This is a genomic window from Ruegeria sp. AF2 (assembly GCF_056542025.1).
Map to the genome: position 1 here is coordinate 553327 of NZ_JBQFZC010000002.1, position 24142 is coordinate 577468.

Genomic DNA, 24142 nt, shown 5'->3' on the forward strand with positions numbered 1-24142 from the left:
CGCGCCATCAGGGCAAGGGGGACACAGGGCGTCCGCGGTGCTCGCGCCTGTTAGTTGACCAGCAACACCGCCTCGACCCGGCGATTGAGATCGCGGCCCTCGGGCGTAGCGTTAGAGGTGATGGGCGCAAGATAGCCTACGCCCTGCGCCTCGATCCGGTCGGCGGCAACACCGTGCGCTTCGATCAGGCGCGCACGCACGGCTTCCGCCCGTTTGGTGCTGACCGCAATATTGGCCTGCAATGCGCCCGTATCATCCGTGTGCCCTACCAGCGCCAAACGGGTCGAAGGATTGTCGGCCAGATAGCCCGCAAGCAGCGCAAGCGAGGCAAACGGCCCTTCGCCCAGCGCGACTTCGCCGGTGCGAAAGTGCAGGTCATCAAGGATGACATGTCCGGTACTGCTGAGATCGTTTAGCAACCCGGCAGGGCCCTCAACGGTTTCCTCGATCACAAGTGGCTGCGCAGGCTGCGTACCTTGCGGGGTTACCCGGATCATCTGCACATAGCCATCCGGCGGGTTGCGGCTGACCAGCAGGCTCAGCACTTCGTCACCGCGGGAGGCGGATAGAAAACGGTAATCGTGGATCGCCACATACATGTCAGGCGTCGGCACCACTTCGGTGCCAAAGCGGAAATCGAACCCTCCACAATTGCGTGCCTCGCATTCAAACGTGATCTCGAAACCTTGCGCCTGAAGCTGATCCCGAAGCGGTGCAAGAATTTGCAGCGTCGTGCTAGACCCGGCCTGCAGACGCCATGTTAGCCGCTCGACACGCCCTTCGACAGTGCGGGATGGAACTGCGCCGTCGGCAAACACGCCGGTTGGCAGGTCGTAGCTGTCCAATGCACTGGTGCGATCCGAAATCTGCCGGGCGCTGGCGGGCAACGTCAGTTCCTGCGCCTGCACAGGCACGGCCAAAAGGAGGCTAAGGAACAGGAAACGGATCATCGGAACTGTGCGTGATACTCGGGGTTCGGGACCATGGCAGTGGCACTGGCCACGCGGTTGGTCATATTGAAGAAACCGGTGACATTGGCAATGTCCCAGATATCGCGATCCGAAAACCCGACATCACGTAAAAGCTGGCGATCGGGCTCTTCGATTGTGGTGCTGGCGGTAGTCATCTTGGCTGCGAAATCCAGCATTGCACGTTGGCGCGCGTCCAATTTGGCGACGCGGTAGTTCATGACCAGCATCTCACCCAGCTGCGGATCGCCCGAAAGCTGCCGCACCGCTGCGCCATGAGCCACAAGGCAGTAGAAGCATTTGTTGATCGAGGACACCACGACCGCAATCATCTCGCGTTCCAGCTTGGCCAGCCCGCTATCGGCCAGCATCAGATCATTATACATCGAAGTGAAGGCATTCAGCTTGTCGATATCGAAGGCATAGGCGCGCAGGACATTCGGCACCATTCCCAGTTTCTCAACACAGATATCAAAGTATTTCTGCGTCTCTGACGGTAGTGGGTCCACCATTGGCAGATCCAGGGCAGTGGGCATGTCCTGTTTTGTCAATTCGTCCTCCTCAGACGCGCTGGCGATAGTGGTATTCTCCGACGATCTTCATCCCAAGCGAGTGGTAGAGGCCATTGGCCCCCGCGTTCGCCTTGGTACAGATCACGCTAAGCGTCTGCGCGCCATTGTCCAGCGCCCAAAAGGCCGCGGCGCGCATGGCCCACTGGCCCAACCCCTTGCGGCGGTGATCCGGCAGGATTTCGAGCGCGTGAACCATCGCGATACCTTCATGGATCGCCACGAAGCCGGTTCCTGCGGGCTGATCGCTGTGGCGCAACAAAAGGCCGGTCTTTGGGCCCGGTGCCCGGTACATGATCGCAATCCGTTCGGGGCCGATACCGCCCTGCGTCCAGATCTCACGCATGATGGCCAGTGGTTCCCAGATGTTGAAAACAGTCACGCGCGGGATCGGGATATCGGTCAACTGCTGCGCCGGGCAGGAATAGATATTAACCGGATCAAGGATGTCGTAGCCGCGTTGCGCAAGCATTGCATCCAGCGCCTCATCTCCGGGCCGTAGGCAGAAGATGCGTTTTTGACCCATCGCCTGCATGGCGCTTTCGGCCGCATCGATATCGGCGCTGGTGACGTCCCCGGTGCGATTGGCGGCAGAGACGCGTGAACCTCCGCCCTGTCCTTGCCGCAGTCGAAATGGGCCTTGTGTTTGATAGCCGGCGGCAGGCCATGTGCCATCGACAACGGCGGCCCAATCGGGATTCAAAGCTCGATCTCTTTCGCAAGGCGGGTCATGGCGGCATCGATCCGTCCACCCTCGGTGCCGCGCACGACGACGTTGGCTCCGAAGACGCCATTCGTCTGAAACGGATAACAGCCGATCGAAAGATCGCCGAAGTCTTTGGCCAGTGCGGCCAAAGTTGCTGCAATATCGCCTTCACCCCGATCCACACGCAGCGTCTGCGACAAAAGCGGGCTACCTCCGATGAGCGAAGGCAGAACACTTGCAACCATGGCCTGAAAAACCAAAGGCACCCCGGCCATGACATGGACGTTGTTGATGGTAAAGCCGGGCGCGGTCGAGACCGGGTTGTCGATCAATTCGGCCCCTTCCGGAATACGCGCCATGCGCAGGCGAGCGTCGTTCAGCTCCAGCCCGGATTTCTCGTAATGCGCCTCAAGCAATGCACGCGCGTCGTCGCGAACATCGATATGCACGCCAAAGGCACGGGCGATGCAATCAGCGGTGATGTCGTCATGGGTCGGACCAATACCACCACTGGTAAACACATGGCCATGGGCCTCTGATAGCGCCCTTACGGCTGCCTCAATCGCGGGTGCATCATCGCTGACAATGCGCACCTCTTTCAAGTCAATGCCGTGTTTGGTCAGCTCTCCAGCCAGATAATGCATATTGGCATCGCGGGTGCGGCCCGAGAGGATCTCATCCCCGATCACCAACATTGCAGCGGTTGGATTGGCCATGACGCGCCCTCCCTCTTGATCGACCGTTAGGGCAGGTATAGGCCCTTGGCCATGCAATTTGAAACCCCCCTTGTCCCCGCTCGACTGATCCGCCGCTACAAACGCTTTCTGGCAGACTGCAGGCTGGAAGACGGGCGCGAGGTGACAGCCCATTGCGCCAATCCGGGTTCAATGATGGGGCTGGCAGAACCGGGTGAGAAAATCTGGCTGGAGCCCAACAACGATCCGAAGAAAAAGCTGAAATACGGCTGGCGGCTGGTCGATCATGAGAACGGGCATTTCACAGGGGTCGACACATCAGTCCCCAACAAGGCGCTTCGGTTGGCGCTAGAGGCGCGTGAAATCCCCGAGCTGGCCGCCTATGAAACCGTGCGCCCCGAGGTCAAATACGGTGAAAACAGCCGTATCGATTTCCTGCTGACCGGGCCGGGCCTACCCGATGCTTATGTCGAGGTCAAAAGCGTCACCCTCTCTCGCCAAGCGGGCCTCGCCGAGTTTCCCGACAGCGTCACCGCACGCGGCACCAAACATTTGGGCGAACTGGCAAAGATGGCCGTACAAGGCCACCGGGCGATCATGCTTTATCTGGTGCAAAGGACCGATTGCGATCGGTTTGCACTGGCCGATGATATTGACCCAGCCTATGCGGCGGCGTTTGAGGCAGCGATTGGGGTTGAACGCTTTGTCGTTGGAACTCGGATCACGCCCGAAGGCGTCTGGGTTGAGCCCGCTCGGCAATGGGGCGCGGGCTAGAAACTTCTTTGATAGACCCTATTTACTAGTTGAAAACCGAGCCCTCTGGTACTTTCTGCACAAGCAGCGTAAAAGAAGTGCTGCGTGAAATATTTGGAGTCCCGCACCGATGAAAGAACATCGTGGCCGTCTGACCAAAGACGGTATCCGCATCTATGAACAGAGTGACTTTGCCGGCATGCATGCGGCAGGGGCGCTGGCTGCGCGGATATTGGATGACATTGCTGAACATGTTTTTGTCGGCCAGACCACCGGTGCGATTGACGGGCTGATCACTCAGATGGTCGAGGATGCAGGCGCGGAATCGGCAACCATTGGCTACAAGGGTTATCAGCACGCCAGCTGCATCAGCGTGAACCACGTGGTCTGTCACGGCATTCCGGGTGACAAAAAGCTGAAGGATGGCGACATTCTGAATATCGACGTGACCGTCATCGTTGATGGCTGGTTCGGTGATACGTCGCGCATGTATGTGGCGGGTAAATTGCCGCGCAAGGCCGAACGGCTGATTCAGGTGACCCACGACGCGCTGTTCAAGGGTATCGAGATGGTCAAGCCGGGCAATACCTTCGGCGATATCGGCCACGCCATTCAGGCCTATGTCGAGGCGCATCGGATGAGCGTTGTACGCGATTTCTGCGGCCACGGTCTGGGCAGGGTGTTCCACGCGCCACCAAATGTCCTGCACTATGGTCGTCCGGGTACCGGAGCTGTGTTGGAAGAGGGCATGTTCTTTACCATCGAGCCGATGGTCAATCTGGGGCGTCCTGAAACCAAGACACTGTCCGATGACTGGACTGCCGTGACCCGCGACAAATCGCTGTCGGCGCAGTTCGAGCATTCGGTCGGTGTGACCGCAGATGGGGTTGAGATTTTCACCTTGTCACCGGGCGGCAAATATCACCCGACCTATTCGTCCTGATCGGTCGCCTGATCGCGTAATAGCTTCAGCAGCAAGGTTTCATCCCGCCACGGGATGACCGCGTCGTGAATGAACACCGGCGCGCGCATCGGTTTGGGCGGAGGCCCAGTTGTGGTGTCGGCGTCTTTCGAAAAAGCCCAGAGCGGAGGTGTGATAGCGCGGTCCATGGACCAAGCATAACACGTTTATGGCTCAAAGTCCCAAAAGCTTGGGCGCATGTAACATGTCGGAGAACACTTCGGCCCCTAGTTCTTCCAATCGCACACCATCATCATGGGCCGCGTAGCCCAGGCAGCGCATATTGGCGCGGATTGCTGCGGTGACACCGTTTTCGCTGTCTTCGATCACAACCGGCACCGTTGCGCCGAAATGCTGTGCAGCGGTCAGGAACAGGGTCGGGTCGGGCTTGCCCGTTCCAAGCACCTGCGCCGAAAACATCACATCTTGAAAACGCTCCCAAAGACCATTCTGGCCCAAAGTGATCTTCATTTTCTCAGGCCGCCCATTTGAGGCGACACAGTAGGGAATGTCGCTTGCATCCAGTTGCGCCAGCAATTCACGGATACCCGCGACCAGAGGCGTCCCTGCTTTCAGCGTCTCGTAGATTTCCGCATAGATTTGATCAGTCCAGTCATCCGGCAGATCAGCCCCCAGCTCGCGCGCCTTGTCGCGCACACCGGTCATGGTGCCGCCAACAAACAGGGACATGCATTCGGCTAAGGACAAGTGCAGACCATGGCCAGCGAGATTGTCGACCATGACCTGATTGGACAAAACCTCGCTATCGACCAGAACGCCGTCGCAATCAAAGATAACCAGATCGTGCATCTCAGCCCCCTGTGCGCCACATCAGCGAGATATGCGTGTCGCCATATTTCCGCGCGTCGTGCAGCGTGAAGCCCTCGGGCGCGAGCATGGGGGTGCTTTCTTCCCAGACGATCAGAGCGTCATCAGACAACCAACCACCTTGGGTAACCGCGGCCAGTGCCCTTTGACCCAGAGCTTTTCCGTAAGGCGGATCCAGAAAAACCAGATCACAAACAGTGCCCGGGTTTTCGCCCAAACGGGTCGCATCCCGCCGGATCAAAGTGGTCTGGCTGGCGCTTCCGGTCAGGGCGATATTCTTGCGGATCAGACCCTGCGCGACCCTCCCATCATCGACAAACGTGACGTGGGACGCGCCGCGAGACAGCGCTTCTAGTCCCAATGCACCGGTGCCCGCAAAAAGGTCGAGAACCTGCAAGCCGTCGAAGTCGATCTGATGATTCAAAACGTTGAACAGGCTTTCCCTTACCCGGTCAGTGGTTGGCCGAAGATGCGCACCGGCATCGCCTTTGCCAACCGAAGTCAGAGCCCGGCCCCGGAAGTCTCCGGCGATGATCCTCACGCTTTGAGCAGCGGTTTCAGGTCCGCTTCTGGGTCGGCAACAACAGCCGGTTCAGCGGTCTTGCCGGCATCAATCAGGCGTTTGCCAACCATATAAGCGCGCGGGTCATTCATCGCGTCGACCGCGATCAGCTGATCTCCCTTGTAGTACCAGAAAGACACCGTCGCGCCCTCACCCTTGCGAGTCACCACACGGTCATAGCCGGTATTCAGCCCGGCGATCTGCAGCTTGACGTCATACTGATCGGACCAGAACCATGGCGTTGCAGTGTAATCCTTAGCCGCGCCCAACATGTTCTGGGCCACGATCTCGGCCTGATCAATGGCGTTCGGCACGCTTTCCAGGCGGATACGGCCTTCGCCATGCGGGAACGACGCGCAATCGCCCGCCGCCCAGATCGACGGATCTGAGGTGCGGCCATGGGCGTCGGTCTTGATGCCGTTATCCAGCTCTAACCCGGCCATTTCAGCCAGTTGAGTCGACGGCGCGATGCCGACGCCGACGACAACAAAATCCACCTCAAGTTGGGTGCCATCGGTCAGGACGGCGCCCGTCACCTTGCCACTTTCACCAACCAGACGATCCAACCCGACGCCCTCACGAATGTCGGCCCCGTATTCGGTGTGCAGCGTGCGAAAGTAGTCGCTTGTCTCTTTGGCCGCGACACGCTGAAGGATGCGGTCGGCCATCTCGACCAAAGTCACCTTGACCCCGCGCTTGGCACAAACGGCGGCGGCTTCAAGCCCGATATAGCCGCCACCAACGATCAGCGCGCGGGCGCCATCCGATACCCGAGGTTCCATCTCGTCGATATGGGCGAGATCTCGCACCACATGGACACCCTCAAGATCGCCCCCGATCGCTGCGGGCAGGCGGCGTGGGTCGGACCCAGTGGTCAGCGCCAGTTCATCATAGGTGATCACCTCATCGCCGAGGGTCACCGTCTTGGCCTTTGGATCAATCGCCGTCACACGTTGACCCAACCGTAGGGTGATATTGTTTTCGGCATAGAAGCTCTCGGGCCGCAAGAACAGGCGCTCCAGCTCCATCTCGCCCAACAGGTAAGCCTTGGACAAGGGCGGGCGTTGGTAGGGCAAATGCGGCTCGGCTCCGATCAGGGTGATGTCACCTTCGAACCCGTCCTTGCGCAGCCGTGCTACCAAAGAAGCACCGGCCTGCCCTGCCCCGATCACGACAATATGGCTCATGTTTCGCTCACCCTGCAGAATTCACGTGGTTACTTTGTTTCGACCACCTATATTGCGGCAAAGCCCGACTCTGCAAATCCAAATGACAGGAGCGTAAAAATGATTGCAACAGGTGACATGCTGCCCGAGGCCACGCTGATCCAGATGGGTGCCGAAGGCCCCGAGGAGGTTCGGATTTCAGACAAGACCAAAGGGCGCAAGGTTGTGATCTTTGCTGTACCCGGTGCGTTCACCGGAATCTGCACAACCGCTCATGTACCAAGCTTCATGCGGACCAAGGACCAGTTCGATGCCAAGGGTGTAGAGGAAATCATCTGTATCTCGGTCAACGACCCTTTCGTGATGGGCGCCTGGGGAGAAAGCACCGGTGCAACAGCGGCCGGGCTGACCATGCTGGCCGATGCAGCGTCCGAGTTTACCAAGGCCATCGGCATGGATTTCGACGCCCCGCCCGTAGGCCTGATTGCACGCTCCAAACGCTATGCAATGCTGGTTGAAGACGGCAAGGTTGTGGCGATGAATCTGGAAGAAAACCCCGGTGTCTGTGAGGTCTCGGCTGGTGAAGGCCTGCTTGATAGTATCTGATCCCTGTCGGCCCCGGTTTGACCGGGGCCACGTGAAACGCATTTAACTTGATGCAACGCCCCGATGCGCCAATACTTGGCCCATACAACTGGGGAGTTCATTGATGCGACTGAAATTTCTTACATTGTTTCTTGGCACCGCCGGGGCCCTGGCGGCGTGCGGACCTGCACCCACACCCCAACAACAGGCTGCGCGACAGCACGAGATCGCCTGCCTGAGTGGTACCATAGGCGGCGCCCTGATCGGTGGAGTGATCGGCAATCAATTTGGCGGTGGTTCAGGCAAGACCATCCTGACGGCGGCGGGCGCCGCTGCGGGTGGCGTGTCTGGCGAACGTTACGCGTGCTGAGGAGATTTGAGATGAAACGAGTATTGATTATCACCACCGTATTCGTGATGGCTGCTGCTGCAAACGCAGAGACTGTCGCAGAACTGCACGAGGCCGAGTTGAATAACATCGACACCAACAATGACGGCTTCCTGTCCAAGGACGAATTCAACGCCTTCTCGGACTATGCATTTCAGGCAATGGACGAAGACAAGAACGGCACTCTGGGCCTGAGCGAAGCAAAACCGTTCTTGGATATCAAACAGTTCGAAGCCGTTGACCGGGATGGCGACAGTCTTATCTCAAAGGCAGAGTATGTCAGCCAGATGCAGAACGATTTTGACGCTGCGGATAAGGATGGCAACGGTCTCTTAGATTAAACGCCAACTTGGTTGGCAGGAGCGTGTCATGAATAAATGGATCTGCCTCGGTAGCCTGGTGGCTTTGGCCGCATGTGACGTACAGCAATCCCCGGTGATCAGCGGCCCTGATGGTCAGGTGCAGATTCAGATCAATACCAGCGGTCTGACCTGTTATGAAAATCGGTGTCTCGACATCAATCCGGCGGCCCGCAGCGTGCGGTCCATCGGCACCCGTACGATCAGAATTCCGGGCAATATCAATGTCAGCGACGGCACGATCACTCCGGCAGAATTCAAGCAGCTGGGAACGGCAACATTGCTGGCCGGTGGGACGGGTTCACGCGGAGACCGTTAGCAGGCTGTCCATCTTACGCGCCAGCTTGGCGTCTTGTGCAGACAGACCGCCAACATCATGGGTCGACAGGACCACCTCTACCGTGCGGTAGACATTCGACCATTCGGGGTGGTGGTTCCATTTCTCGGCCCAGATCGCCACCTGCGTCATCCAGCCAAAGGCGGCGACAAAATTATCGAAGATGAAGGTCTTGGTGATCGCGTCGCGGTCTTCGACCATGGTCCAGCCATTTCTGAACAGCGGGTCCAGCAGCGGGCCGCGGGTCTCGGTTGACAGAAGTTCGGTCATTGCTGTTCCTCCGGGTTCGATTTCCTGAACGGGCCATAATCCGTCAGAATCTCGATCTCTTCTCCCACTGCGTGGGACTCGGCGTCCAGATATTTCTGAACCGCATCAGCAAAACCCGGATCGCCAACCCAATGCAAGCTATGCGTGCGGGTTGGCAGATAGCCGCGCGCCAGCTTGTGCTCGCCCTGCGCACCGGCCTCAACCCGCGCCAGACCTTCCGCAATGGCAAAGTCGATCGCCCTATAATAGCACAGTTCGAAATGCAGGCAGGGGTGATGTTCGACACAGCCCCAATACCGGCCATACAGCGTTTCCCGCCCGACAAAATTTAACGCACCGGCGACGGGGTATCCATTGCGTTCGGCCAGCACCAAGGCGATGTCATCCGTCATGGTTTCCTGAGCGATATCAAAGAATTGTCGCGTCAGGTAGGGCGAGCCCCATTTTCGCGCGCCGGTATCCTGATAGAACCGCCAGAACGCGTCCCAATGCTCGGGTCGCAGATCATCGCCGGTGATTGTTCGAATCTGCCCACCGAAATCACAGGCCTGCGTGCGTTCCTTCTTGATATTCTTGCGTTTGCGCGAGGACAGCGCAGCCAGAAACTCGTCAAAATCGGCGTAATCATCATTGAGCCAGTGAAACTGCTGCGAGTGGCGGACCATCAGGCCCATCTGCTCACCTGCCAGCGCTTCGGCCTCGGTGCAGAAAGTAGCGTGCAGCGATGAAATTCGATTCTCGGCGGCCAGTTGCACCGCTCCTTGCACCAGCGCCGAGATCCCGACAGCATCGTAGCCGGGTCGCACCAAAAAACGCCTGCCAGTCGCGGGTGTGAAGGGCACCGCGATCTGCAGCTTGGGATAATATCGCCCGCCCGCGCTTTCATAGGCATGAGCCCAGCTATGGTCGAAGATGTATTCACCCTGGGAGTGCGACTTGGCAAACATCGGGGCTGCCGCAATCAGCATCCCGTCCAGATAGGTCGTCAGGTATTGCGGCTGCCAGCCAGTACCGCGCCCGACCGAGCCGCTTTCTTCCAGGGCATGCAAAAACCGATGTGTCGTGAACGGGTCAAACGGTCGCCCGCCATCGGCAACCTCGGGGCAGGCGCAACTGTCCCAGTCGCTCGCGGAAATCTGCGAGACCGATGTCAGAACCCGAACCTCAATCTGTGCCTGATCCATATCCCCTCCGCGCTGCACCTTTATCTGTGATCGCGCACGCCGGGATCAAGCGGGATGTTCGGCCAGATAGCCTTCGAACGTGACATTATCGGCAACCTTGCGTGCCTCTGCTTCTTGTTCAAGCGAGCGCACGGTCCAGCACAGGATCGGCACACCGTGTGCCTTCAACTCAGCGACCCGGGGGCGGTCAAGATCGATGACTTCATGGCTGATAAAGCTGGCTCCAACGCGGTCGAAATCCGGGATGTTGCGCAGATGATCGCAGACGGCTTGCGGCAGAAGCTCGACTTTGGGCTCGTAAGAGCTGGTAACGAGACCGCGCGGCAAATGTGGCGCAAGGCGTGCAATCTCTGCGACTGAATGCGGGTTGAACGACATCAGCGCGACCGGGCCTTCATAGTCTTTCAGTGCGCTTACAACATCTGCTTCCAAAGCACCGATATCGGGGCCCATTGCACCATCTTGATCCTTCAACTCGATGAGCAAGGGCACCCGTCCTGCAACAATGGCCAGCACCTCTTCCAGCGAGGGGATACCTTCACCGTCAGAATGCAGAAGCGTCTGGGCCCGCGCTTGTGTTTCGGTGATCTGTTGGATCGGTCCGGGCTGCCCAGTCAGACGGGTCATGTCATAGTCGTGAAACACCATGGCCCGATTGTCACGGGTGCGTTGCAGATCAATCTCGACCCCATAACCGGCGTCTATTGCGGCACGAATGGCGGCCCGGCTATTCTCGGGCCGCTGATCAGAAATGTCATGCAGCGCGCGATGTGCTATCGGGCGCTGCAGGAACTCAGACGGAAGGGACGGTTTCATTGAACCTCGAAAATACCCTCGATTTCAACGGCAACACCCAAAGGCAATGAGGCTGCGCTGACGGCCGAGCGCGAATGACGACCGGCGTCGCCCAGCGCTTCGACCAGGAAGTCGGAGGCCCCGTTGATCACCTTCGGCTGTTCTGTGAAATCAGCGGTCGAGTTTACAAAACCGGTCAGCTTGATCACGCGCACCAGCTTGTCGATATCGCCACCACAAGCCGCTTTGACCTGAGCCAACAGGTTGATGGCGCAGACTTTGGCTGCAGCGGCGCCTGCCTCAACATCCATATCATCACCGAGCTTGCCAGTGATCAGATCATCCGCCTTGGAGATCTGGCCCGACACGTAGACAATGTTGCCGATGCGCACGAAAGGAACGTAGTTCGCTGCCGGAGCAGGTGCGTCCGACAGGCTGACACCAAGGCTGTCCAGTTTTGCTGCGATGCTCATATGATTGATCCTCATCTCGTAGTGATTCAGCGCGGACGCTACCCGGGAAAACCTGTTTCCGAAAGCGTGAAAGCGGGATTTTTCCCATTGCCTGCAAACTGGGCAGGTCTTCTCTTATTCAGGAAGTGTTGAATTCGTGTCACTTTACGTCGCCCCATCGGCTGAGGTAAACGCGAGTTGTTGTTTCAAATCCTGCGCGAAACCTCTATGTGAGACCAATTGCGCCACCAAGGGTGCAAAGGCTGTATTGATTGAAGGCCCGGATACCGCTGGGCAATTTTCGGAGTAACGAAGACAGTGCCAAGTTACATTCGTCTGAAGCACCTGATCATATTCGGCATCCTGACGGTCCTATCGGCATGCGCGACGCAGCCTCAGGACGCAGCGGCGCGGGGTGAGATTTTTGACCCCTATGAAGGGACCAACCGGGGCATTCACAAGTTCAATCTGGGTGTGGACCGATTCCTGTTCCGACCGGCCTCGAAAGGCTATGTGAAGATCGTACCAGATCCGATGGTTACCAGTTTCAATCACTTTGCCGAAAACCTGACGATGCCCGGGCAGGCGCTGGACTATCTGCTGCAAGGCAATCTGAAACAGTCCGGCAATGCGCTGCTGCGCTTTCTGATCAACTCGACCGTGGGCGGCTTTGGCCTGTCAGCCCCGGCGGATGAGCTGAACCTGCCGCCTGTTGATACTGATTTCGGCGAAACCCTGCATGTCTGGGGCGTGGGCGAAGGTGCTTATGTGGAACTGCCCTTCTACGGCCCGTCCACCGCGCGCGATGCGGTCGGCGTTGTGGTCAACCTGTTCTCGAATCCGATCAACTTTAGCCCGACCCGCCCGGTCGACAATATTGGTGTCTATGCCGAGGTCGTGCGGCGGATGGGAGATCGCGGTCGGTTCTCGGATACAGTTGATTCGATTCTGTACGAAAGTGCAGACAGTTACGCGCAAGCGCGCACGATCTACCTGCAAAATCGCCGCTTTGAACTGGCAAGGGATGATGAAGACGCCTATCTGGGTCTGTATGACGATCCCTACGCCACCACCGGGACCGACCCTGTCAGAGACCCCTATCTTGACCCGTACGAGGACCCCTATGCCGAATAACCTGTTGAACCGACGCCGTTTTGTGGCCACCGCCCTGACCGGGATGACAGTTGCCGCATTGCCTCTGCCCGCGTTCGCGCTGACCGAAGCGCAGGCCAAACAGCTGGTCAACAGCGTTGTGGCCGATATCACGCGTATCATTGACTCGGGTAAATCCGAAAACGCCATGCTGCGTGATTTTCAGAAGATTTTTGTGCAATACGGTGATGTGCCGATCATGGCCCGCTATGCGCTGGGGGCGGATGCACGTACAGCCTCATCCGCACAGCTGCGTCAGTTCACCAAAGCGTTCGAAGGCTATATTTCGCGCAAATATGGTCGCCGGTTCCGCGAGTTCATCGGCGGTGAGGTCACCGTGCGTAACGCGCGCAAGATCAAGACCGGATACGAGGTCAGAACCTCGGTCAAATTGCGCGGCTCATCCCCGTTCGAAGTGACATTCCTGGTGTCCGACAAATCGGGCCGCGGCAAGTTCTACAACATGTTCATCGAAGGCGTGAACCTGCTGCTGACTGAGCGCACCGAAATCGGCGCGATGCTGGATGCGCGCGGCGGCGATCTGAATCGCCTGATCAAGGACCTGAAAAAGACGGGTTGATCTGAGGGATTGCCCTACACCAGCCACCGCCCGACCCGTTCGCGCGGTGGCTTTTTTGTTCAGTTTGCAGGCTTGCACGCGATCTGGCTGACATAAGACATGTAGCCAAAAAACGTGTTTGCAGACACACGCGCCCGGGCCTCGGATTTCAGCGCCTGTGCCGTTTCAGGCGCTAACAACCCGGTCTCGGCCATTCGATCCGCGCCACGGTCGATAACGGTCAGAAAGTAAGTCGCCTCTCCTTCGGCCACATAACCGTGTCCCCGGCGACGGCCCAACTCAAAACCTGCTTGAGAGAGTGCACCGCCAATCTGGCGCATGATCCAGAGGTTTGTGACGTTCTGATTGATCATGAACCGAATGAGTTGATCCAGAGGATCAAAATCGGCAATCTGCGCTGTGGCGGTATCGTAGTCCCCATCGCAAATCGCGAATATCCCGCCCGGTTTCAGTATCCGAAAGGCCTCGGAAACCACATCCTCGGGGCCGGGTACATGGCACAACAGTGTATGCGCCAGAACAAGGTCTGCTGAGCTATCTTCAAGCCTGGTTGCCTTTGCATCGCCGGTTTCAAAAACAAGATTGCTCTCGCTGGCGAAGCTGTTTCTCGCACGTTCGACCATAACCGGTGAGGGCTCAATGCCGAGCGCGCGCTCCACCCCGCCGACAGACAGCAGCTCTTGCGTGATGTGCCCGGTGCCTGAACCCAGCTCAACCGCGAGCCCGCCCTCAGGGACAATCAAATCACTTAGATAGCTATCCCTGATCTCTTTCTGCGCTGGCTCCAGACACCGCGCTTCCATAGCTTCGGCGATACGCTCTTGGACCGAGATATCCTGCCCGGCCAGATCGGAATACGGATCGGACATAGCGCGCCTCCCTTCGCTACGTCCCAAGATAGCATATTTCAAATTAACCGGCCAAAACCGACCGTGATTGCTATGGCCCACCCCGGGTTGGTGCGGGCCAACGGTCCCTTAGTTCAGCCGTTCACCCGTTTCCTTGGCAAAGTAGGACACCTTGCTCATGTCGAACGCCAGGTTCAGCAATTGACCGGCCTGCGCGCTGGTTTCAGCATGCAGCCGCGCCGTGACCTGCTTGCCACCCAATTCCGACACCACGTAGGTATCTGCCCCTGCGGGTTCGACCATATCGACCATGCAGGCGGCTTCCTGCACGCCTGCGCCAGCGCGGAACCCGGCCTCGGCGATATCTTCAGGACGTAGACCAAGGATGACATCCTGCGGCAGAGACAAGTCGCGTGCATCGTTCAGAACCAGCGTTTCACCGGATTCGCGCGCGATCGAGATTTGCGTCCCCGAGCCATTGTTCGATGCCTGTGCCGGGATCAGGTTCATCGCAGGTGAGCCCATGAAATCCGCCACAAACAGGTTGGCCGGGTTGTTGTAGATCTCAGCCGGAGTACCGATCTGCTGCACGACCCCGCCTTTCAGGACTACGATCTTGGTGGCCAGCGTCATCGCTTCGATCTGGTCGTGGGTAACATAAACTATGGATGCGTCCAGTGTCTGGTGCAGCTTCTTGATCTCGGTCCGCATCTCGACCCGCAGCTTGGCGTCAAGGTTCGACAGCGGTTCATCGAACAGGAACAGCTTGGGGTCGCGCACCAACGCCCGGCCCATCGCGACCCGCTGACGCTGACCACCCGACAGTTGGCTGGGGCGGCGGTTCAGCAATGGCTCGATCTGCAGCAAGGAGGCGACGTCTTTCAGCTTGGCTTCCTGCGTGGCCTGATCGACCCCGCGCACTTTCATGCCGAAGGTGATGTTCTTGGCCACCGACATGGTCGGGTACAAGGCGTAAGACTGGAACACCATCGCGATGTCGCGATCCTTGGGGCTGACATGGGTCATGTCGTTGCCGCCGATGGACAATGTGCCACCGGTGATCTCTTCCAGTCCCGCAATGCAGTTCAGCAGCGTAGACTTACCGCAGCCCGAGGGGCCGACAAGCACCAGGAAATCGCCCGGTTCAATCGAGATGTTGATGTCTTTCAGAATCTCGGTCGCGCCGTAATTCTTGTAGAGTTTGTTGATATCAAGGATGGGAGCCATGGGTCTTATCCCTTCACAGAGCCAGCGGTCAGGCCGCGGATGAAATACTTACCGGCAACGACATAGACGAGCAGCGTCGGCAGCCCCGCGATGATCGCGGCAGCCATGTCGACGTTGTATTCTTTGACGCCGGTGGTGGAGTTTACGATGTTGTTGAGCGCAACAGTCACGGGCTGTGTCCCCGCCTGGCTGAACGACACGCCAAACAGGAAGTCGTTCCAGATCTGCGTGAACTGCCAGATCACAGTCACCACGATGATGGGCAGCGACAGCGGCAGAAAGATCGACCAGAAAATCCGCATGAACCCAGCCCCATCAACCCGCGCCGCCTTGGTCAGCTCGGCCGGAATGGTGACATAGTAGTTGCGGAAGAACAGCGTGGTGAAGCCCAGCCCGTAGATCACATGGACAAAGATCAGGCCCGGAATGGTACCCGCAATCCCCATCATACCCAGCAGACGTGCCATTGGCAGCAGAACAACTTGGAACGGGATGAAGCAACCGAACAGCATCAGCGAGAAGATGATATTGGCCCCTTTGAACCGCCATTGCGCCACGACATAGCCGTTCAGCGCACCCAACAGGGTCGACAAAAATACCGCAGGCACCGCGATCAGAACCGAGTTCCAGAAATAGGGTCGCAAACCTTCACACTGGATACCGGTACAAGCGCCGGACCATGCGGTTTTCCAGGCGTCGAAGCTGACCTCTCGCGGCAGCGAAATCAGGCTGCCGGTGCGGATTTCCTCAAGGCTTTTCAATGATGTCGTCAACATCACGAAGAGCGGCATCAGATAATACAGTGCAAACAGGCCAAGCAGGATATAAAGCAACCAACGCAGGGCAATCTTGCCCGTAGCGCTTTGGGTGCGGGTTTGTGTTTGGGGCATCGACAGATCAGTCATTTTTCGCCCTCAGCTCTGAGTAAAGATAGGGGACCACGATGGCAAAGACGACCAGCATCATGATCATCGCGGACGATGCCGCTTGACCAATATCGCCGCGCGAAAAGGCCATGGCGTACATGTAAGTAGCGGGCAGATCGGTTGCGTAGCCCGGACCGCCACCAGTCAGGGCGATGACAAGGTCGAAGCTTTTGATTGCGAGGTGCGCCAGCACGATGAAAGCAGACAGGAAAATGGGGGCCATCGAAGGGATGATGATCGCCGTATAGATGCGCCACGTGGGGATACCATCGACCTGTGCGGCCTTGATGATCTCGCCATCGACCGAACGCAAACCGGCCAAAAACAACGCCATGACGAAGCCGGAACTCTGCCAGATCGCGGCGATCACGATAGTGTAGATCGCATAGTCAGGGTTCACCAGCCAGTCGAATTCGAAATTCGGAAAGCCCCAGCCCTGCACCATGGATTCGATGCCCAGGCCCGGGTTCAAAATCCACTTCCACGCCGTACCGGTCACGATCATCGACAACGCCATCGGGTACAAGTAGATCGTCCGGATCGCGCCTTCCACGCGGATCTTCTGATCCAGCAGGATGGCCAGCAACAGGCCTAGTACCATCGCGATCACGATGAACAGCGCGCCAAAGATATACAGGTTGTTGATCGCCGTATCCCAGCGGGGTGAGTCGAACAGGCGTTCATACTGAATGAAGCCTTTGATCTCGTATTTCGGCAGTAGTTTCGATCGGGTTAGCGACACCCATGCGGTCCATCCGATAAATCCGTAGACAAAGATCAATACGGCGATGAACGACGGTGCCAGCACCACCTTGGGCAGGTGGTTTTCCAGCCATTCGGACATTTTAGCCTCCGGGGAAAGATGCTCTGCCCCTCACTATAGGGGGCAGAGCGTATTGGATCAGTAGCTGTTTGCTACCGCGTCCGCCAGTTGCTGAACCGCGTCAGCCGAGGACATATCCGAGTTGAAATGTGCGGTCACAACATCCGTAATCGCACCGGCCTGCGACCCGCGCAGCGCCATGCCATGGGCATAAGACGGCAGCAGCGAACCGCCTGCCGAGGTCGAACCCATATCTTCGGCCGAGATTTGCGCGCAGATGTCGAACGCATCCAGCGCCACATCAGTCCGCGCAGGGATCGAGCCCTTGTTCAGGTTGAACACTTCCTGGAATTTCGGCGCGACGATCAGCTTGGCCAGCAATTCCTGACCAGCGCGGTTGTCATCACCTTCCACTTCGAACATGGCAAAGCTGTCGACGTTGTACAGATATCCGTCGCCGGGGGTCGAGGCACACAGGAAGTCTTCGCCGGGCTTCTTACCAGCCGCCAGGAATTCGCCCTTGGCCCAGTCACCCATGATTTGGAAGGCTGCTTCGCCATTCATAACCATAGCGGTGGCAAGGTTCCAATCGCGGCCTGAGAAGTTTTCGTCCACATAACCGCGCAGGGTGCGCATCTGGTCAAAGACCTGCACCATGGTGTCCGAGGTCAGCGCCTCGGGGTCGAGATCGACAAAGGCTTTCTGGTAGAACTCGGGGCCACCCAGACCCAGCGCAACCGCTTCGAACACTGTGGCGTCTTGCCATGCCTGGCCACCATGGGCCAAAGGGATCACTCCGGCAGCCTGCAGTTTTTCGGCAGCGGCGTTGAACTCTTCCCATGTTGTGGGCATTTCAATGTCGTTGGCGGCCAGAACGTCAGCATTGGCCCAAATCCAGTCGATGCGGTGCACGTTCACAGGTGCTGCGCACCACGTACCTTCGCACATCATGTGGCCTGCAATCGATGCTGGCAGGACATCGGCCCAGCCTTCGGCTTCTGCCACGGATGAAATGTCAGCCAAAACGCCTTCTTCATACCATTCCTGAATGGCAGGTCCTTTCAGCTGAACAGCAGTCGGCGCATTACCGGCAAGAACCCGGGCCCGCAGCGCAGTCATGGCCGCATCGCCGCCGCCACCTGCGACCGGCATATCGGTCCATGTGCCGCCGTTCGAGGCGAACTCTTCCTGCAGAACCGCGACCGATTTCGCCTCACCACCGGACGTCCACCAGTGCAGAACTTCGGCCTTTGGTTCAGCCACAACAGCCGACCCGGCCACTACGGCCAAGGTCGACACGGTGGCAAATGCAAAACGCTTCATTTTTTGTTCTCCTCCCTGAGAATTCGGTGCCACCCCAAGGGCGGCCATAGGTGATATAGCGCTAACGGATTGCCGCATGGCAACGCAGAATGCGATGCAATATCCTGACAAGGTGGAAATTTTCACCGCTTTTGTTACCCCGTGTTACGTTGGCCTTGAATCCGTTTCCATTCGTTACAATTGGCGGCGACGGAGAACCCTGAGGAGGAGAAACAGAGTGGGCATTCCCCGGCTCCTGGTGGTGGACGACGATTCGGAGATGCGGTCGATGATGACCCAGTTCTTTCAGCAGAACGGGTATATTGCTCTGCCTGCCAGTTCCGAAAGTGAAATACGCACGCATCTAACCTCGGGGCGGATCGACCTGATCCTGTTGGACGTGATGCTGGGCGATGAAAACGGCGTCGAGATCTGTGCCCGGTTGCGGGCCGAACAGGATGTACCGATCATTCTGGTCTCGGCCCTGTCGGCGGATCATCAGCGCATGGCAGGATATGAGGTTGGAGCAGACGATTACATCGCCAAACCATTCAACCCGCAACTGTTGCTGGCCCGCGTCCGTGCGGTGATGCAACGCGCCCGACGCACGCCTTCGCTGGCATACCGCCGCCGCACGCGCACCTTTCACTTCGACGGCTGGGTCTTTGACGGCAAACGGGACGAGGTGCATTCGCCCGAAGGCTATCTGGTTTCCCTGTCCCAACGGGAGACCGCCCTGTTGAAGGTTTTGCTGGCGAACCCGCATATTCCGCTGACCCGTGATGAGATCGCCGCCGCACTGGATGTAACCGGTGAGGCCGACAAGCCTGAGGCGCAAGGCCGTGCCATAGATATGCTGGTGGGGCGGTTGCGGTCGAAAATCGAGGCCAACCCGAAAGACCCCCAGATGCTGCGCACCGAGCGCGGTGTTGGCTATCTGTTTACCGCTGACGTTATGGTGGATGAGGACGCATGACCCTGCGCCTGCGCAGTATTGGGTGGCTCTGGACCCTGTCCGCCTTTGTCGCGGGGCTGGTGGCTGCCGGGATGTGGTTCACCTCGGCACAGGCTTGGAACCGGTATCAGACCGCAGCATTTGTTGCCGGTTTCACCATATACGAAGACTTGCGAACGGGGATGGCGCCGCCACCCGGCCTATTGATCAACCCATTGCCAACCGAGGCAGCCGCGCTTGCTGATAGGGGAGCGTTCCAGCAAATGCCCGGCTTTGCGGATCGCCGCTTTGTCACCAATCTGTCGATTCTGACCGACAGTTCAGCCCCCCTGAGTGGCCGCGAATTGACGCTTGCGGTGTTATCGGATCGACTGGTCTATCCGGTTTCAGACATCGTATCTGGCAGCGATCAGACCGGCCCCGAGAAGATGGGGAACCTGACCCGTCTGTTGGCCACATATTGCAGCGAACCTATCCTGATCGCGCAATTCGGGCGCGGAGTCTGGCAGCAAGTCGACGGCACCGAAATCTGGGGCTGTAAGGCTGCGCCGGTTGATCTGCGTTTGCCCGCAATATTGCTGGGCATTGTGTCCTTGGCGGTGCTTCTGACCTCGGTCGGGAATGTTTCTGACAGTTTCGCACGCTTTGCTCAGGCACTTGGTGACCGCCGACGTCGCGGCGGGCCGCAAAGCTATGACGCGGACGGGCCTGAAGAGCTGCGCGATATCGTGACTGCGGTGAATGATCACCTGGATGCCGAACGTGCGCAGCTTGAGAAACGCGCCATTGTACTGTCGGGTGTCAGCCACGATCTGGGGACCCCTGCAACCCGCGTCCGGCTGCGTGCGGCGCTGATTCCCGATGGCGAGTTGCGCGAAAAGCTCGAGGCCGACGTGGACCAGATGACCGGCATGATAGAAAGCGTGCTTACTTACACGCGATCGGAACTCAGCGTCGAGGAACCGCGCCAGATATCGTTGACCTCGCTGGTTGAATCGCTTGTGGCCGATTATCAGGATATGGACCGGCCTGTGTCGTTGAAAGCCGTTGATCCGGTTGTCGTCGAAAGCGCGTCGTCTGTTTTCATGTCACGCCGTGGGCATGCGTCGCTGCCGGAAACGCGGCGCATCCTGGTGACGGGTCAGCCCATCGCATTGAAACGAGCTTTGTCCAATCTGATCGATAATGCCCTGAAATACGGTCGTCACGCCGAGGTTGAACTGGAAACTGATGCTCAGACCGCCACGATCATCGTCGAAGACAAGGGCACCGACCTATCGGTCGCGGATATCGAGGCGCTGTTGGCACCGTTCCAGCGCGGATCAAACATCGGATCTTCGGACGGGTTCGGATTGGGCCTGACAATTGTCAGCACCGTTGCCGAACAACATGGCGGAACGCTGAGTTTCGAGGCCGGAGATCAGGGTCTGCGCGCCCGACTACAGATCACACGGCAATAGTCATGGCGCATAGCTGCGAACCAAGGCGCTGGCGATCAAGGCCCAGCCATCAGCGATGACGAAAAACGCCAATTTGAACGGCAGCGAGACCGTAGCCGGGGGCACCATCATCATTCCCATCGACATCAAAACCGCTGCGACAACGAGATCGATTATCAGGAAAGGCAGGAAAATCAGGAACCCGATCTGAAAGGCCCGCGCGATTTCCGACAACATGAAGGACGGCATCAGCACGGATAACGGGGCCTCGGGCGATAGTTGGATCGCAGCATCATCTGGGCGCAGGTCTGCCATGGCCTGAAACGTGTCGGCGTCAATACGCGCTGCCATAAAACTGCGAAACGGCACCAGCGCGCGTTCCAGCGCGGGCTCTACGTCAAGCGTTTCCTCGACCATCGGTTGAATCCCGGTCTCCCACGCCTCGGTAAAAACCGGCTCCATGACGAAATAGGTCAGAAACAGCGCCAGACTGACGATCAACATATTTGGCGGTGACTGCTGCAAGCCGATTCCTTGCCGCAGGATCGCCAAAACCGTGATCAAAAACGGGAAACAGGTGATCATGATCGCCAGTCCCGGTGCCAGGCTGAGCACCGTGATCAGCAAAATCAACTGGATGGTCCGGGCCGAGATCGACCCGCCCTCGCCCAGGGACAGCGACAGTTCTTGCGCCGCGCCACCGGAGGGTATGACCAGCAAAAATGCCAGCCAAAACAGGTGGCGCATCATCCGATCCCGTTCTGTAGATCTGAGATTTCGGTCAGCCGTACAGCCAGTTGCCCGGCCTGATCGCCCTCCATCTCTTCCAACAGACCGCGCGCTACCAATTGGTCCCCGACATAGAGGTCAACCGGATCCTCGATCCGCTTGTCCAGTGTCAGTACGGCATTTTCGCCCATGCTCAACAGGTCACGGATCAAAGGCCGCGCACGCCCGACCGAGACGGTGACTTCGATCGGAACAGTCTCGAACGGGTTGGGTTTTTCGGGTTTCGGTGGTCGAGGATCACTCATTTGACAAAGCCTCTTTTGCTTCAAACAGATATGCGTCGAATGTTGCAGCAATGGATGAGAGCAAGGCAGCGCAGTCCACCTCGCGTTGGGCGATCCCCACCTGCAATCGCGCCTGTCCCGGCTGGAGCGAGACATCCTCGATGACCTGGGGACGCGGCGAGATATCCTGCGGCAGCATCGCCTCGACCTGATCCGAAGTGCCCGCCGGAACAGTCAGCTGCAGTGGCTGGCCGACCTGCTCACGCGCCATGTCGCAAAGCTGCTCGGTCAATCGCTTCGCAAAGCCATGCTCGATCGTCTCAGGCAGAATAGTCTGAACCAGGCTCTGGAACATCGGTTCCAGCGACAGGGTCATGCGGGTCAATGCTTCTTGATAGGTAAAGGACAGGTCGGATAACGTCGCCGACAGATCGGAGCTTAGCTGTGTGCCAGTCTGTTCCTGTGCCTGAACCGCATCTTCCCAGCCCGCCCCATAGCCTTGTTCAAATGCAGCAAGCCGCTGTTCTTCCAGTGCGTCTTCATCCAGTAGATGTACGGCCACCCCAGCCGCAGGGGCGGTGAAGTCTTCAAGAAGATGAGCGATCGACATCACACCTTCTCCTCGCCTTCTTCAAGCCAGCTGCGCAGGATCTCAACCGTCTCTTCCTGCTTGTCGCCGATCATGGCGCGCAAACGGTCAACGGGATCCTCGCCGCGGGCAGCGGCAATCGCCGGAACACTCGGCTGCGCCGCATCCGCGAGCGGTGCAAAGTCCTGCACATCTGCGGTCGCAATTTCCCCGGTCAGGGAAGGCGCTGGGGCGACCTCGACCGGTGCACCTGCTGGCAGCAGCGCCGATGCTGCAGATTTCGTCAGAATTGGCCTTATGACAAACAGACCCAAAACAAGGGAAACCAGCGCCAAAACCACCATCTGGATTAGCGACATAGCGTCGATATGCATGTTCTGCCAGATCGACCCGGACACTAACTCGCCCTGGGGTTCAACGATGGGCAAGTCGAGCGATTTCAGTGTGATGACGTCGCCGCGTTCAGCATCAAACCCGACCGCAGAAGCCACAAGCTCTTGCAGTGCATCAAGCTCGGGCTGCGGCATGGGTTCAAAAATCTCGACGCCATCTGTACCTGCCGCTCGAACACCGTTGACCAGCACCGCGACAGTCAGACGTTTGATCGCACCTGGCGCGCGATGAACTTCCAACTCGGTCTCTGACACCTCATAATTCACCCGTTCGCGGGTCTGAGTGGCATTCGAATTGGATTCATCGCCTCCGGCCCCGTCGCCATCCGGCAAATTCGACGCCACCGTCACATCCGCCGACTGATTACGCGCACTGTCCGACCGTTCTTCAACATCCGTGCTGATCGCAACACGGCCTTTGGGGTCAAAGCGACGTTCCCGGATAGACTCGGTTTCGGTCACCGTATCTACGCTGACCTCAACCACCGCGTTGCCGGCCCCGACCCGGGCTTCGACCAGACGTAGTACTTTCTCACGCAATTGGCGCGCCTTATCATCTGCAGTATCGGCTGCCACCGCCGTGTCCTGCGCGCCAATCACGGCCCCATTCGAATCAATCACAGTGACGTTTTCCGATGCCAGCCCGCTAACCGCCGACGCCACTAAAAACCGGATTGCCTTTGCCTGATCTCCGTTAATCGGTGCACCCGACGGGACCAGATAAACCGAAGCGGTTGGTGCTATGCTGCGCTGAAACGGGTTGGAGGAGCTGTTGGCGATGTGCACCCGGGCCTTGCTGACATGCGGGCTGCCCACAATCGTGCGCGCCAGCTCTCCTTCTTTTGCGCGCCAATAGGCGGCATCAAACATCTGCGACGTAGTGCCAAAGCCGCTGAGCGAATCCAGCAGTTCGTAACCGCGATTGCCGTTCGCAGGCAGGCCCTCGCTAGCCAAAGTCATCCGCAACTCATCCCGCTGAACGCCGGGGACGTAGATCGAGCCACCCCTTATTTCATAGGTCACACCACGCTGGTCCAGCGCCCGCACGATATCCCCAGCTGCACCGCTTTCGAGCCCCGCATAAAGCAGCGTCATCGACGGCGCTGTCACAATCCGTGACATCGCAAGCACACCCAGAAACACCAGTGCCACGGCACCGGCCACGATAATTTGTTTGCGCCTGTCCAAACTTGCCCAGACAGTTCCGATCTGCTGCACGCTTACCTCCGACTCACCGACATTCTGTGCGGCTCTGCCCTTGTTTGGACGATTGCCCTTAACAATCGGTTAGTCCCTGAGGGGTTATGACGGTTGCCGA

At 58.3% G+C, this 24142-nt stretch carries 31 protein-coding genes; 10 read left to right on the top strand and 21 right to left on the bottom strand.

The window, feature by feature from the left end; translation table 11 throughout:
- Positions 1–50: 50 nt before the first annotated feature.
- From ACR0NM_RS10225 to ACR0NM_RS10240, 4 genes are read right to left on the bottom strand one after another with little or no spacing between them, the layout of a single operon-like run.
- Positions 51–950, bottom strand: a complete 900-nt coding sequence (locus tag ACR0NM_RS10225) for an OmpA family protein (protein ID WP_170394770.1) — start codon at positions 948–950, stop codon at positions 51–53.
- On the bottom strand, positions 947–1519 hold the full coding sequence (locus ACR0NM_RS10230) for a peroxidase-related enzyme (RefSeq protein WP_170408522.1): 573 nt from the start codon (positions 1517–1519) through the stop codon (positions 947–949). The genes ACR0NM_RS10225 and ACR0NM_RS10230 overlap by 4 nt, the downstream gene beginning before the upstream one ends.
- Before the next feature lie 10 nt (positions 1520–1529).
- Positions 1530–2240 (bottom strand): GNAT family N-acetyltransferase, encoded by a 711-nt coding sequence (locus ACR0NM_RS10235; RefSeq protein WP_170426109.1) that lies wholly within the window; start codon positions 2238–2240, stop codon positions 1530–1532.
- Positions 2237–2959, bottom strand: coding sequence for a competence/damage-inducible protein A (locus ACR0NM_RS10240; protein WP_480614506.1), 723 nt, complete (start codon positions 2957–2959; stop codon positions 2237–2239). The genes ACR0NM_RS10235 and ACR0NM_RS10240 overlap by 4 nt, the downstream gene beginning before the upstream one ends.
- A 51-nt stretch (positions 2960–3010) precedes the next feature.
- Between ACR0NM_RS10240 and sfsA the strand changes: the two genes are divergently transcribed.
- Together sfsA and map are read left to right on the top strand one after the other, a co-directional pair.
- Entirely contained in the window at positions 3011–3712 is a 702-nt protein-coding gene (sfsA, locus tag ACR0NM_RS10245) for a DNA/RNA nuclease SfsA (RefSeq protein WP_480614509.1), read from the top strand.
- A gap of 109 nt (positions 3713–3821) precedes the next feature.
- Entirely contained in the window at positions 3822–4634 is an 813-nt protein-coding gene (map, locus tag ACR0NM_RS10250; RefSeq protein WP_170394785.1) for a type I methionyl aminopeptidase, read from the top strand.
- Here map and ACR0NM_RS10255 read toward each other — a convergent pair.
- Genes ACR0NM_RS10255 through ACR0NM_RS10270 form a run of 4 tightly spaced genes read right to left on the bottom strand, consistent with a single transcriptional unit; the run spans position 4622 to position 7229 of the window.
- Positions 4622–4801, bottom strand: a complete 180-nt coding sequence (locus ACR0NM_RS10255) for a hypothetical protein (protein WP_170394788.1) — start codon at positions 4799–4801, stop codon at positions 4622–4624. The two genes, map and ACR0NM_RS10255, sit on opposite strands and share 13 nt — an antisense overlap.
- Positions 4802–4826: 25 nt before the next feature.
- Complete coding sequence (locus tag ACR0NM_RS10260) at positions 4827–5462, bottom strand: HAD family hydrolase (protein ID WP_170514060.1); 636 nt, start codon at positions 5460–5462, stop codon at positions 4827–4829.
- 1 nt (position 5463) lies between these two features.
- On the bottom strand, positions 5464–6021 hold the full coding sequence (gene rsmD, locus ACR0NM_RS10265; protein ID WP_480614512.1) for a 16S rRNA (guanine(966)-N(2))-methyltransferase RsmD: 558 nt from the start codon (positions 6019–6021) through the stop codon (positions 5464–5466).
- Positions 6018–7229: an NAD(P)/FAD-dependent oxidoreductase gene (locus ACR0NM_RS10270; RefSeq protein WP_480614515.1), complete on the bottom strand. Its 1212-nt coding sequence runs from the start codon at positions 7227–7229 to the stop codon at positions 6018–6020. The genes rsmD and ACR0NM_RS10270 overlap by 4 nt, the downstream gene beginning before the upstream one ends.
- Before the next feature lie 99 nt (positions 7230–7328).
- On the opposite strand from ACR0NM_RS10270, the gene ACR0NM_RS10275 reads away from it, so the two are divergent.
- From ACR0NM_RS10275 to ACR0NM_RS10290, 4 genes are all read left to right on the top strand, one after another.
- Complete coding sequence (locus tag ACR0NM_RS10275) at positions 7329–7814, top strand: redoxin family protein (protein ID WP_480614518.1); 486 nt, start codon at positions 7329–7331, stop codon at positions 7812–7814.
- A 103-nt stretch (positions 7815–7917) separates the two neighbouring features.
- Positions 7918–8163, top strand: a complete 246-nt coding sequence (locus ACR0NM_RS10280) for a glycine zipper 2TM domain-containing protein (RefSeq protein WP_170466621.1) — start codon at positions 7918–7920, stop codon at positions 8161–8163.
- An 11-nt stretch (positions 8164–8174) separates the two neighbouring features.
- Positions 8175–8522 (top strand): penta-EF hand family protein, encoded by a 348-nt coding sequence (locus ACR0NM_RS10285; RefSeq protein ID WP_170626752.1) that lies wholly within the window; start codon positions 8175–8177, stop codon positions 8520–8522.
- 28 nt (positions 8523–8550) lie between these two features.
- Positions 8551–8859: a hypothetical protein gene (locus tag ACR0NM_RS10290; RefSeq protein WP_170664287.1), complete on the top strand. Its 309-nt coding sequence runs from the start codon at positions 8551–8553 to the stop codon at positions 8857–8859.
- Here the strand turns inward: ACR0NM_RS10290 and ACR0NM_RS10295 are convergent.
- Genes ACR0NM_RS10295 through ACR0NM_RS10310 form a run of 4 tightly spaced genes read right to left on the bottom strand, consistent with a single transcriptional unit; the run spans position 8842 to position 11599 of the window.
- Positions 8842–9147, bottom strand: a complete 306-nt coding sequence (locus ACR0NM_RS10295; RefSeq protein ID WP_170394812.1) for a 4a-hydroxytetrahydrobiopterin dehydratase — start codon at positions 9145–9147, stop codon at positions 8842–8844. The two genes, ACR0NM_RS10290 and ACR0NM_RS10295, sit on opposite strands and share 18 nt — an antisense overlap.
- Positions 9144–10331 carry a GNAT family N-acetyltransferase gene (locus ACR0NM_RS10300; protein ID WP_480614521.1) on the bottom strand — a complete coding sequence of 396 codons (1188 nt, stop codon included), beginning with the start codon at positions 10329–10331 and terminating at the stop codon, positions 9144–9146. The genes ACR0NM_RS10295 and ACR0NM_RS10300 overlap by 4 nt, the downstream gene beginning before the upstream one ends.
- Positions 10332–10376: 45 nt before the next feature.
- Positions 10377–11147 (bottom strand): glycerophosphodiester phosphodiesterase family protein, encoded by a 771-nt coding sequence (locus ACR0NM_RS10305; protein ID WP_480614523.1) that lies wholly within the window; start codon positions 11145–11147, stop codon positions 10377–10379.
- Positions 11144–11599 carry a RidA family protein gene (locus tag ACR0NM_RS10310; protein WP_170394820.1) on the bottom strand — a complete coding sequence of 152 codons (456 nt, stop codon included), beginning with the start codon at positions 11597–11599 and terminating at the stop codon, positions 11144–11146. The genes ACR0NM_RS10305 and ACR0NM_RS10310 overlap by 4 nt, the downstream gene beginning before the upstream one ends.
- 297 nt (positions 11600–11896) lie before the next feature.
- Between ACR0NM_RS10310 and ACR0NM_RS10315 the strand changes: the two genes are divergently transcribed.
- Positions 11897–12712, top strand: coding sequence for an MlaA family lipoprotein (locus ACR0NM_RS10315; RefSeq protein ID WP_170408533.1), 816 nt, complete (start codon positions 11897–11899; stop codon positions 12710–12712).
- Positions 12702–13310: an MlaC/ttg2D family ABC transporter substrate-binding protein gene (locus tag ACR0NM_RS10320; protein WP_170408534.1), complete on the top strand. Its 609-nt coding sequence runs from the start codon at positions 12702–12704 to the stop codon at positions 13308–13310. The genes ACR0NM_RS10315 and ACR0NM_RS10320 overlap by 11 nt, the downstream gene beginning before the upstream one ends.
- A gap of 59 nt (positions 13311–13369) precedes the next feature.
- Here the strand turns inward: ACR0NM_RS10320 and ACR0NM_RS10325 are convergent, their stop codons facing one another.
- From ACR0NM_RS10325 to ACR0NM_RS10345, 5 genes are all read right to left on the bottom strand, one after another.
- Positions 13370–14179, bottom strand: coding sequence for a methyltransferase domain-containing protein (locus ACR0NM_RS10325; RefSeq protein ID WP_480614526.1), 810 nt, complete (start codon positions 14177–14179; stop codon positions 13370–13372).
- 108 nt (positions 14180–14287) lie between these two features.
- Complete coding sequence (locus ACR0NM_RS10330) at positions 14288–15385, bottom strand: ABC transporter ATP-binding protein (protein WP_170408536.1); 1098 nt, start codon at positions 15383–15385, stop codon at positions 14288–14290.
- A 5-nt stretch (positions 15386–15390) separates the two neighbouring features.
- Complete coding sequence (locus tag ACR0NM_RS10335) at positions 15391–16290, bottom strand: carbohydrate ABC transporter permease (protein ID WP_170466642.1); 900 nt, start codon at positions 16288–16290, stop codon at positions 15391–15393.
- The gene (locus tag ACR0NM_RS10340; RefSeq protein ID WP_039543053.1) at positions 16283–17155 is read right to left on the bottom strand and encodes a carbohydrate ABC transporter permease; all 873 of its coding nucleotides are present in this window, start codon (positions 17153–17155) and stop codon (positions 16283–16285) included. Before ACR0NM_RS10340 ends, ACR0NM_RS10335 begins: the two co-directional genes overlap by 8 nt.
- Before the next feature lie 57 nt (positions 17156–17212).
- Positions 17213–18457 carry an ABC transporter substrate-binding protein gene (locus ACR0NM_RS10345; RefSeq protein ID WP_170514081.1) on the bottom strand — a complete coding sequence of 415 codons (1245 nt, stop codon included), beginning with the start codon at positions 18455–18457 and terminating at the stop codon, positions 17213–17215.
- Positions 18458–18674: 217 nt separating this feature from the next.
- Between ACR0NM_RS10345 and ACR0NM_RS10350 the strand changes: the two genes are divergently transcribed.
- Positions 18675–19412 (top strand): response regulator transcription factor, encoded by a 738-nt coding sequence (locus ACR0NM_RS10350; RefSeq protein ID WP_170408540.1) that lies wholly within the window; start codon positions 18675–18677, stop codon positions 19410–19412.
- Positions 19409–20851 (top strand): sensor histidine kinase, encoded by a 1443-nt coding sequence (locus ACR0NM_RS10355; RefSeq protein WP_170598324.1) that lies wholly within the window; start codon positions 19409–19411, stop codon positions 20849–20851. Before ACR0NM_RS10350 ends, ACR0NM_RS10355 begins: the two co-directional genes overlap by 4 nt.
- On the opposite strand, the gene fliP is transcribed toward ACR0NM_RS10355, so the two are convergent.
- Genes fliP through fliF form a run of 4 tightly spaced genes read right to left on the bottom strand, consistent with a single transcriptional unit; the run spans position 20852 to position 24042 of the window.
- Complete coding sequence (fliP, locus tag ACR0NM_RS10360; protein WP_170566903.1) at positions 20852–21580, bottom strand: flagellar type III secretion system pore protein FliP; 729 nt, start codon at positions 21578–21580, stop codon at positions 20852–20854.
- The gene (locus ACR0NM_RS10365) at positions 21577–21864 is read right to left on the bottom strand and encodes a FliM/FliN family flagellar motor switch protein (RefSeq protein WP_480614529.1); all 288 of its coding nucleotides are present in this window, start codon (positions 21862–21864) and stop codon (positions 21577–21579) included. Before ACR0NM_RS10365 ends, fliP begins: the two co-directional genes overlap by 4 nt.
- Positions 21857–22453 (bottom strand): ABC transporter ATP-binding protein, encoded by a 597-nt coding sequence (locus ACR0NM_RS10370; protein ID WP_170514094.1) that lies wholly within the window; start codon positions 22451–22453, stop codon positions 21857–21859. Before ACR0NM_RS10370 ends, ACR0NM_RS10365 begins: the two co-directional genes overlap by 8 nt.
- On the bottom strand, positions 22453–24042 hold the full coding sequence (gene fliF / locus ACR0NM_RS10375; protein ID WP_480614532.1) for a flagellar basal-body MS-ring/collar protein FliF: 1590 nt from the start codon (positions 24040–24042) through the stop codon (positions 22453–22455). Before fliF ends, ACR0NM_RS10370 begins: the two co-directional genes overlap by 1 nt.
- Positions 24043–24142 lie beyond the last annotated feature (100 nt).

Excerpts from the sequence above, each read along its gene's own strand:
- ACR0NM_RS10310 (WP_170394820.1), bottom strand. The coding sequence starts at position 11,599 with ATGAGCATCGCAGCAAAACTGGACAGCCTTGGTGTCAGCCTGTCGGAC.
- sfsA (WP_480614509.1), top strand. The coding sequence starts at position 3,011 with ATGCAATTTGAAACCCCCCTTGTCCCCGCTCGACTGATCCGCCGCTAC.
- ACR0NM_RS10355 (WP_170598324.1), top strand. The coding sequence starts at position 19,409 with ATGACCCTGCGCCTGCGCAGTATTGGGTGGCTCTGGACCCTGTCCGCC.
- ACR0NM_RS10340 (WP_039543053.1), bottom strand. The coding sequence starts at position 17,155 with ATGTCCGAATGGCTGGAAAACCACCTGCCCAAGGTGGTGCTGGCACCG.
- ACR0NM_RS10260 (WP_170514060.1), bottom strand. The coding sequence starts at position 5,462 with ATGCACGATCTGGTTATCTTTGATTGCGACGGCGTTCTGGTCGATAGC.
- ACR0NM_RS10295 (WP_170394812.1), bottom strand. The coding sequence starts at position 9,147 with ATGACCGAACTTCTGTCAACCGAGACCCGCGGCCCGCTGCTGGACCCG.
- ACR0NM_RS10325 (WP_480614526.1), bottom strand. The coding sequence starts at position 14,179 with ATGTCCGATCCGTATTCCGATCTGGCCGGGCAGGATATCTCGGTCCAA.
- ACR0NM_RS10300 (WP_480614521.1), bottom strand. The coding sequence starts at position 10,331 with ATGGATCAGGCACAGATTGAGGTTCGGGTTCTGACATCGGTCTCGCAG.
- ACR0NM_RS10280 (WP_170466621.1), top strand. The coding sequence starts at position 7,918 with ATGCGACTGAAATTTCTTACATTGTTTCTTGGCACCGCCGGGGCCCTG.
- ACR0NM_RS10330 (WP_170408536.1), bottom strand. The coding sequence starts at position 15,385 with ATGGCTCCCATCCTTGATATCAACAAACTCTACAAGAATTACGGCGCG.
- ACR0NM_RS10320 (WP_170408534.1), top strand. The coding sequence starts at position 12,702 with ATGCCGAATAACCTGTTGAACCGACGCCGTTTTGTGGCCACCGCCCTG.
- ACR0NM_RS10370 (WP_170514094.1), bottom strand. The coding sequence starts at position 22,453 with ATGTCGATCGCTCATCTTCTTGAAGACTTCACCGCCCCTGCGGCTGGG.
- ACR0NM_RS10225 (WP_170394770.1), bottom strand. The coding sequence starts at position 950 with ATGATCCGTTTCCTGTTCCTTAGCCTCCTTTTGGCCGTGCCTGTGCAG.
- ACR0NM_RS10345 (WP_170514081.1), bottom strand. The coding sequence starts at position 18,457 with ATGAAGCGTTTTGCATTTGCCACCGTGTCGACCTTGGCCGTAGTGGCC.
- ACR0NM_RS10335 (WP_170466642.1), bottom strand. The coding sequence starts at position 16,290 with ATGACTGATCTGTCGATGCCCCAAACACAAACCCGCACCCAAAGCGCT.
- ACR0NM_RS10305 (WP_480614523.1), bottom strand. The coding sequence starts at position 11,147 with ATGAAACCGTCCCTTCCGTCTGAGTTCCTGCAGCGCCCGATAGCACAT.
- fliP (WP_170566903.1), bottom strand. The coding sequence starts at position 21,580 with ATGATGCGCCACCTGTTTTGGCTGGCATTTTTGCTGGTCATACCCTCC.
- map (WP_170394785.1), top strand. The coding sequence starts at position 3,822 with ATGAAAGAACATCGTGGCCGTCTGACCAAAGACGGTATCCGCATCTAT.
- ACR0NM_RS10255 (WP_170394788.1), bottom strand. The coding sequence starts at position 4,801 with ATGGACCGCGCTATCACACCTCCGCTCTGGGCTTTTTCGAAAGACGCC.
- ACR0NM_RS10365 (WP_480614529.1), bottom strand. The coding sequence starts at position 21,864 with ATGAGTGATCCTCGACCACCGAAACCCGAAAAACCCAACCCGTTCGAG.
- ACR0NM_RS10240 (WP_480614506.1), bottom strand. The coding sequence starts at position 2,959 with ATGGCCAATCCAACCGCTGCAATGTTGGTGATCGGGGATGAGATCCTC.
- ACR0NM_RS10275 (WP_480614518.1), top strand. The coding sequence starts at position 7,329 with ATGATTGCAACAGGTGACATGCTGCCCGAGGCCACGCTGATCCAGATG.
- ACR0NM_RS10285 (WP_170626752.1), top strand. The coding sequence starts at position 8,175 with ATGAAACGAGTATTGATTATCACCACCGTATTCGTGATGGCTGCTGCT.
- ACR0NM_RS10290 (WP_170664287.1), top strand. The coding sequence starts at position 8,551 with ATGAATAAATGGATCTGCCTCGGTAGCCTGGTGGCTTTGGCCGCATGT.
- ACR0NM_RS10270 (WP_480614515.1), bottom strand. The coding sequence starts at position 7,229 with ATGAGCCATATTGTCGTGATCGGGGCAGGGCAGGCCGGTGCTTCTTTG.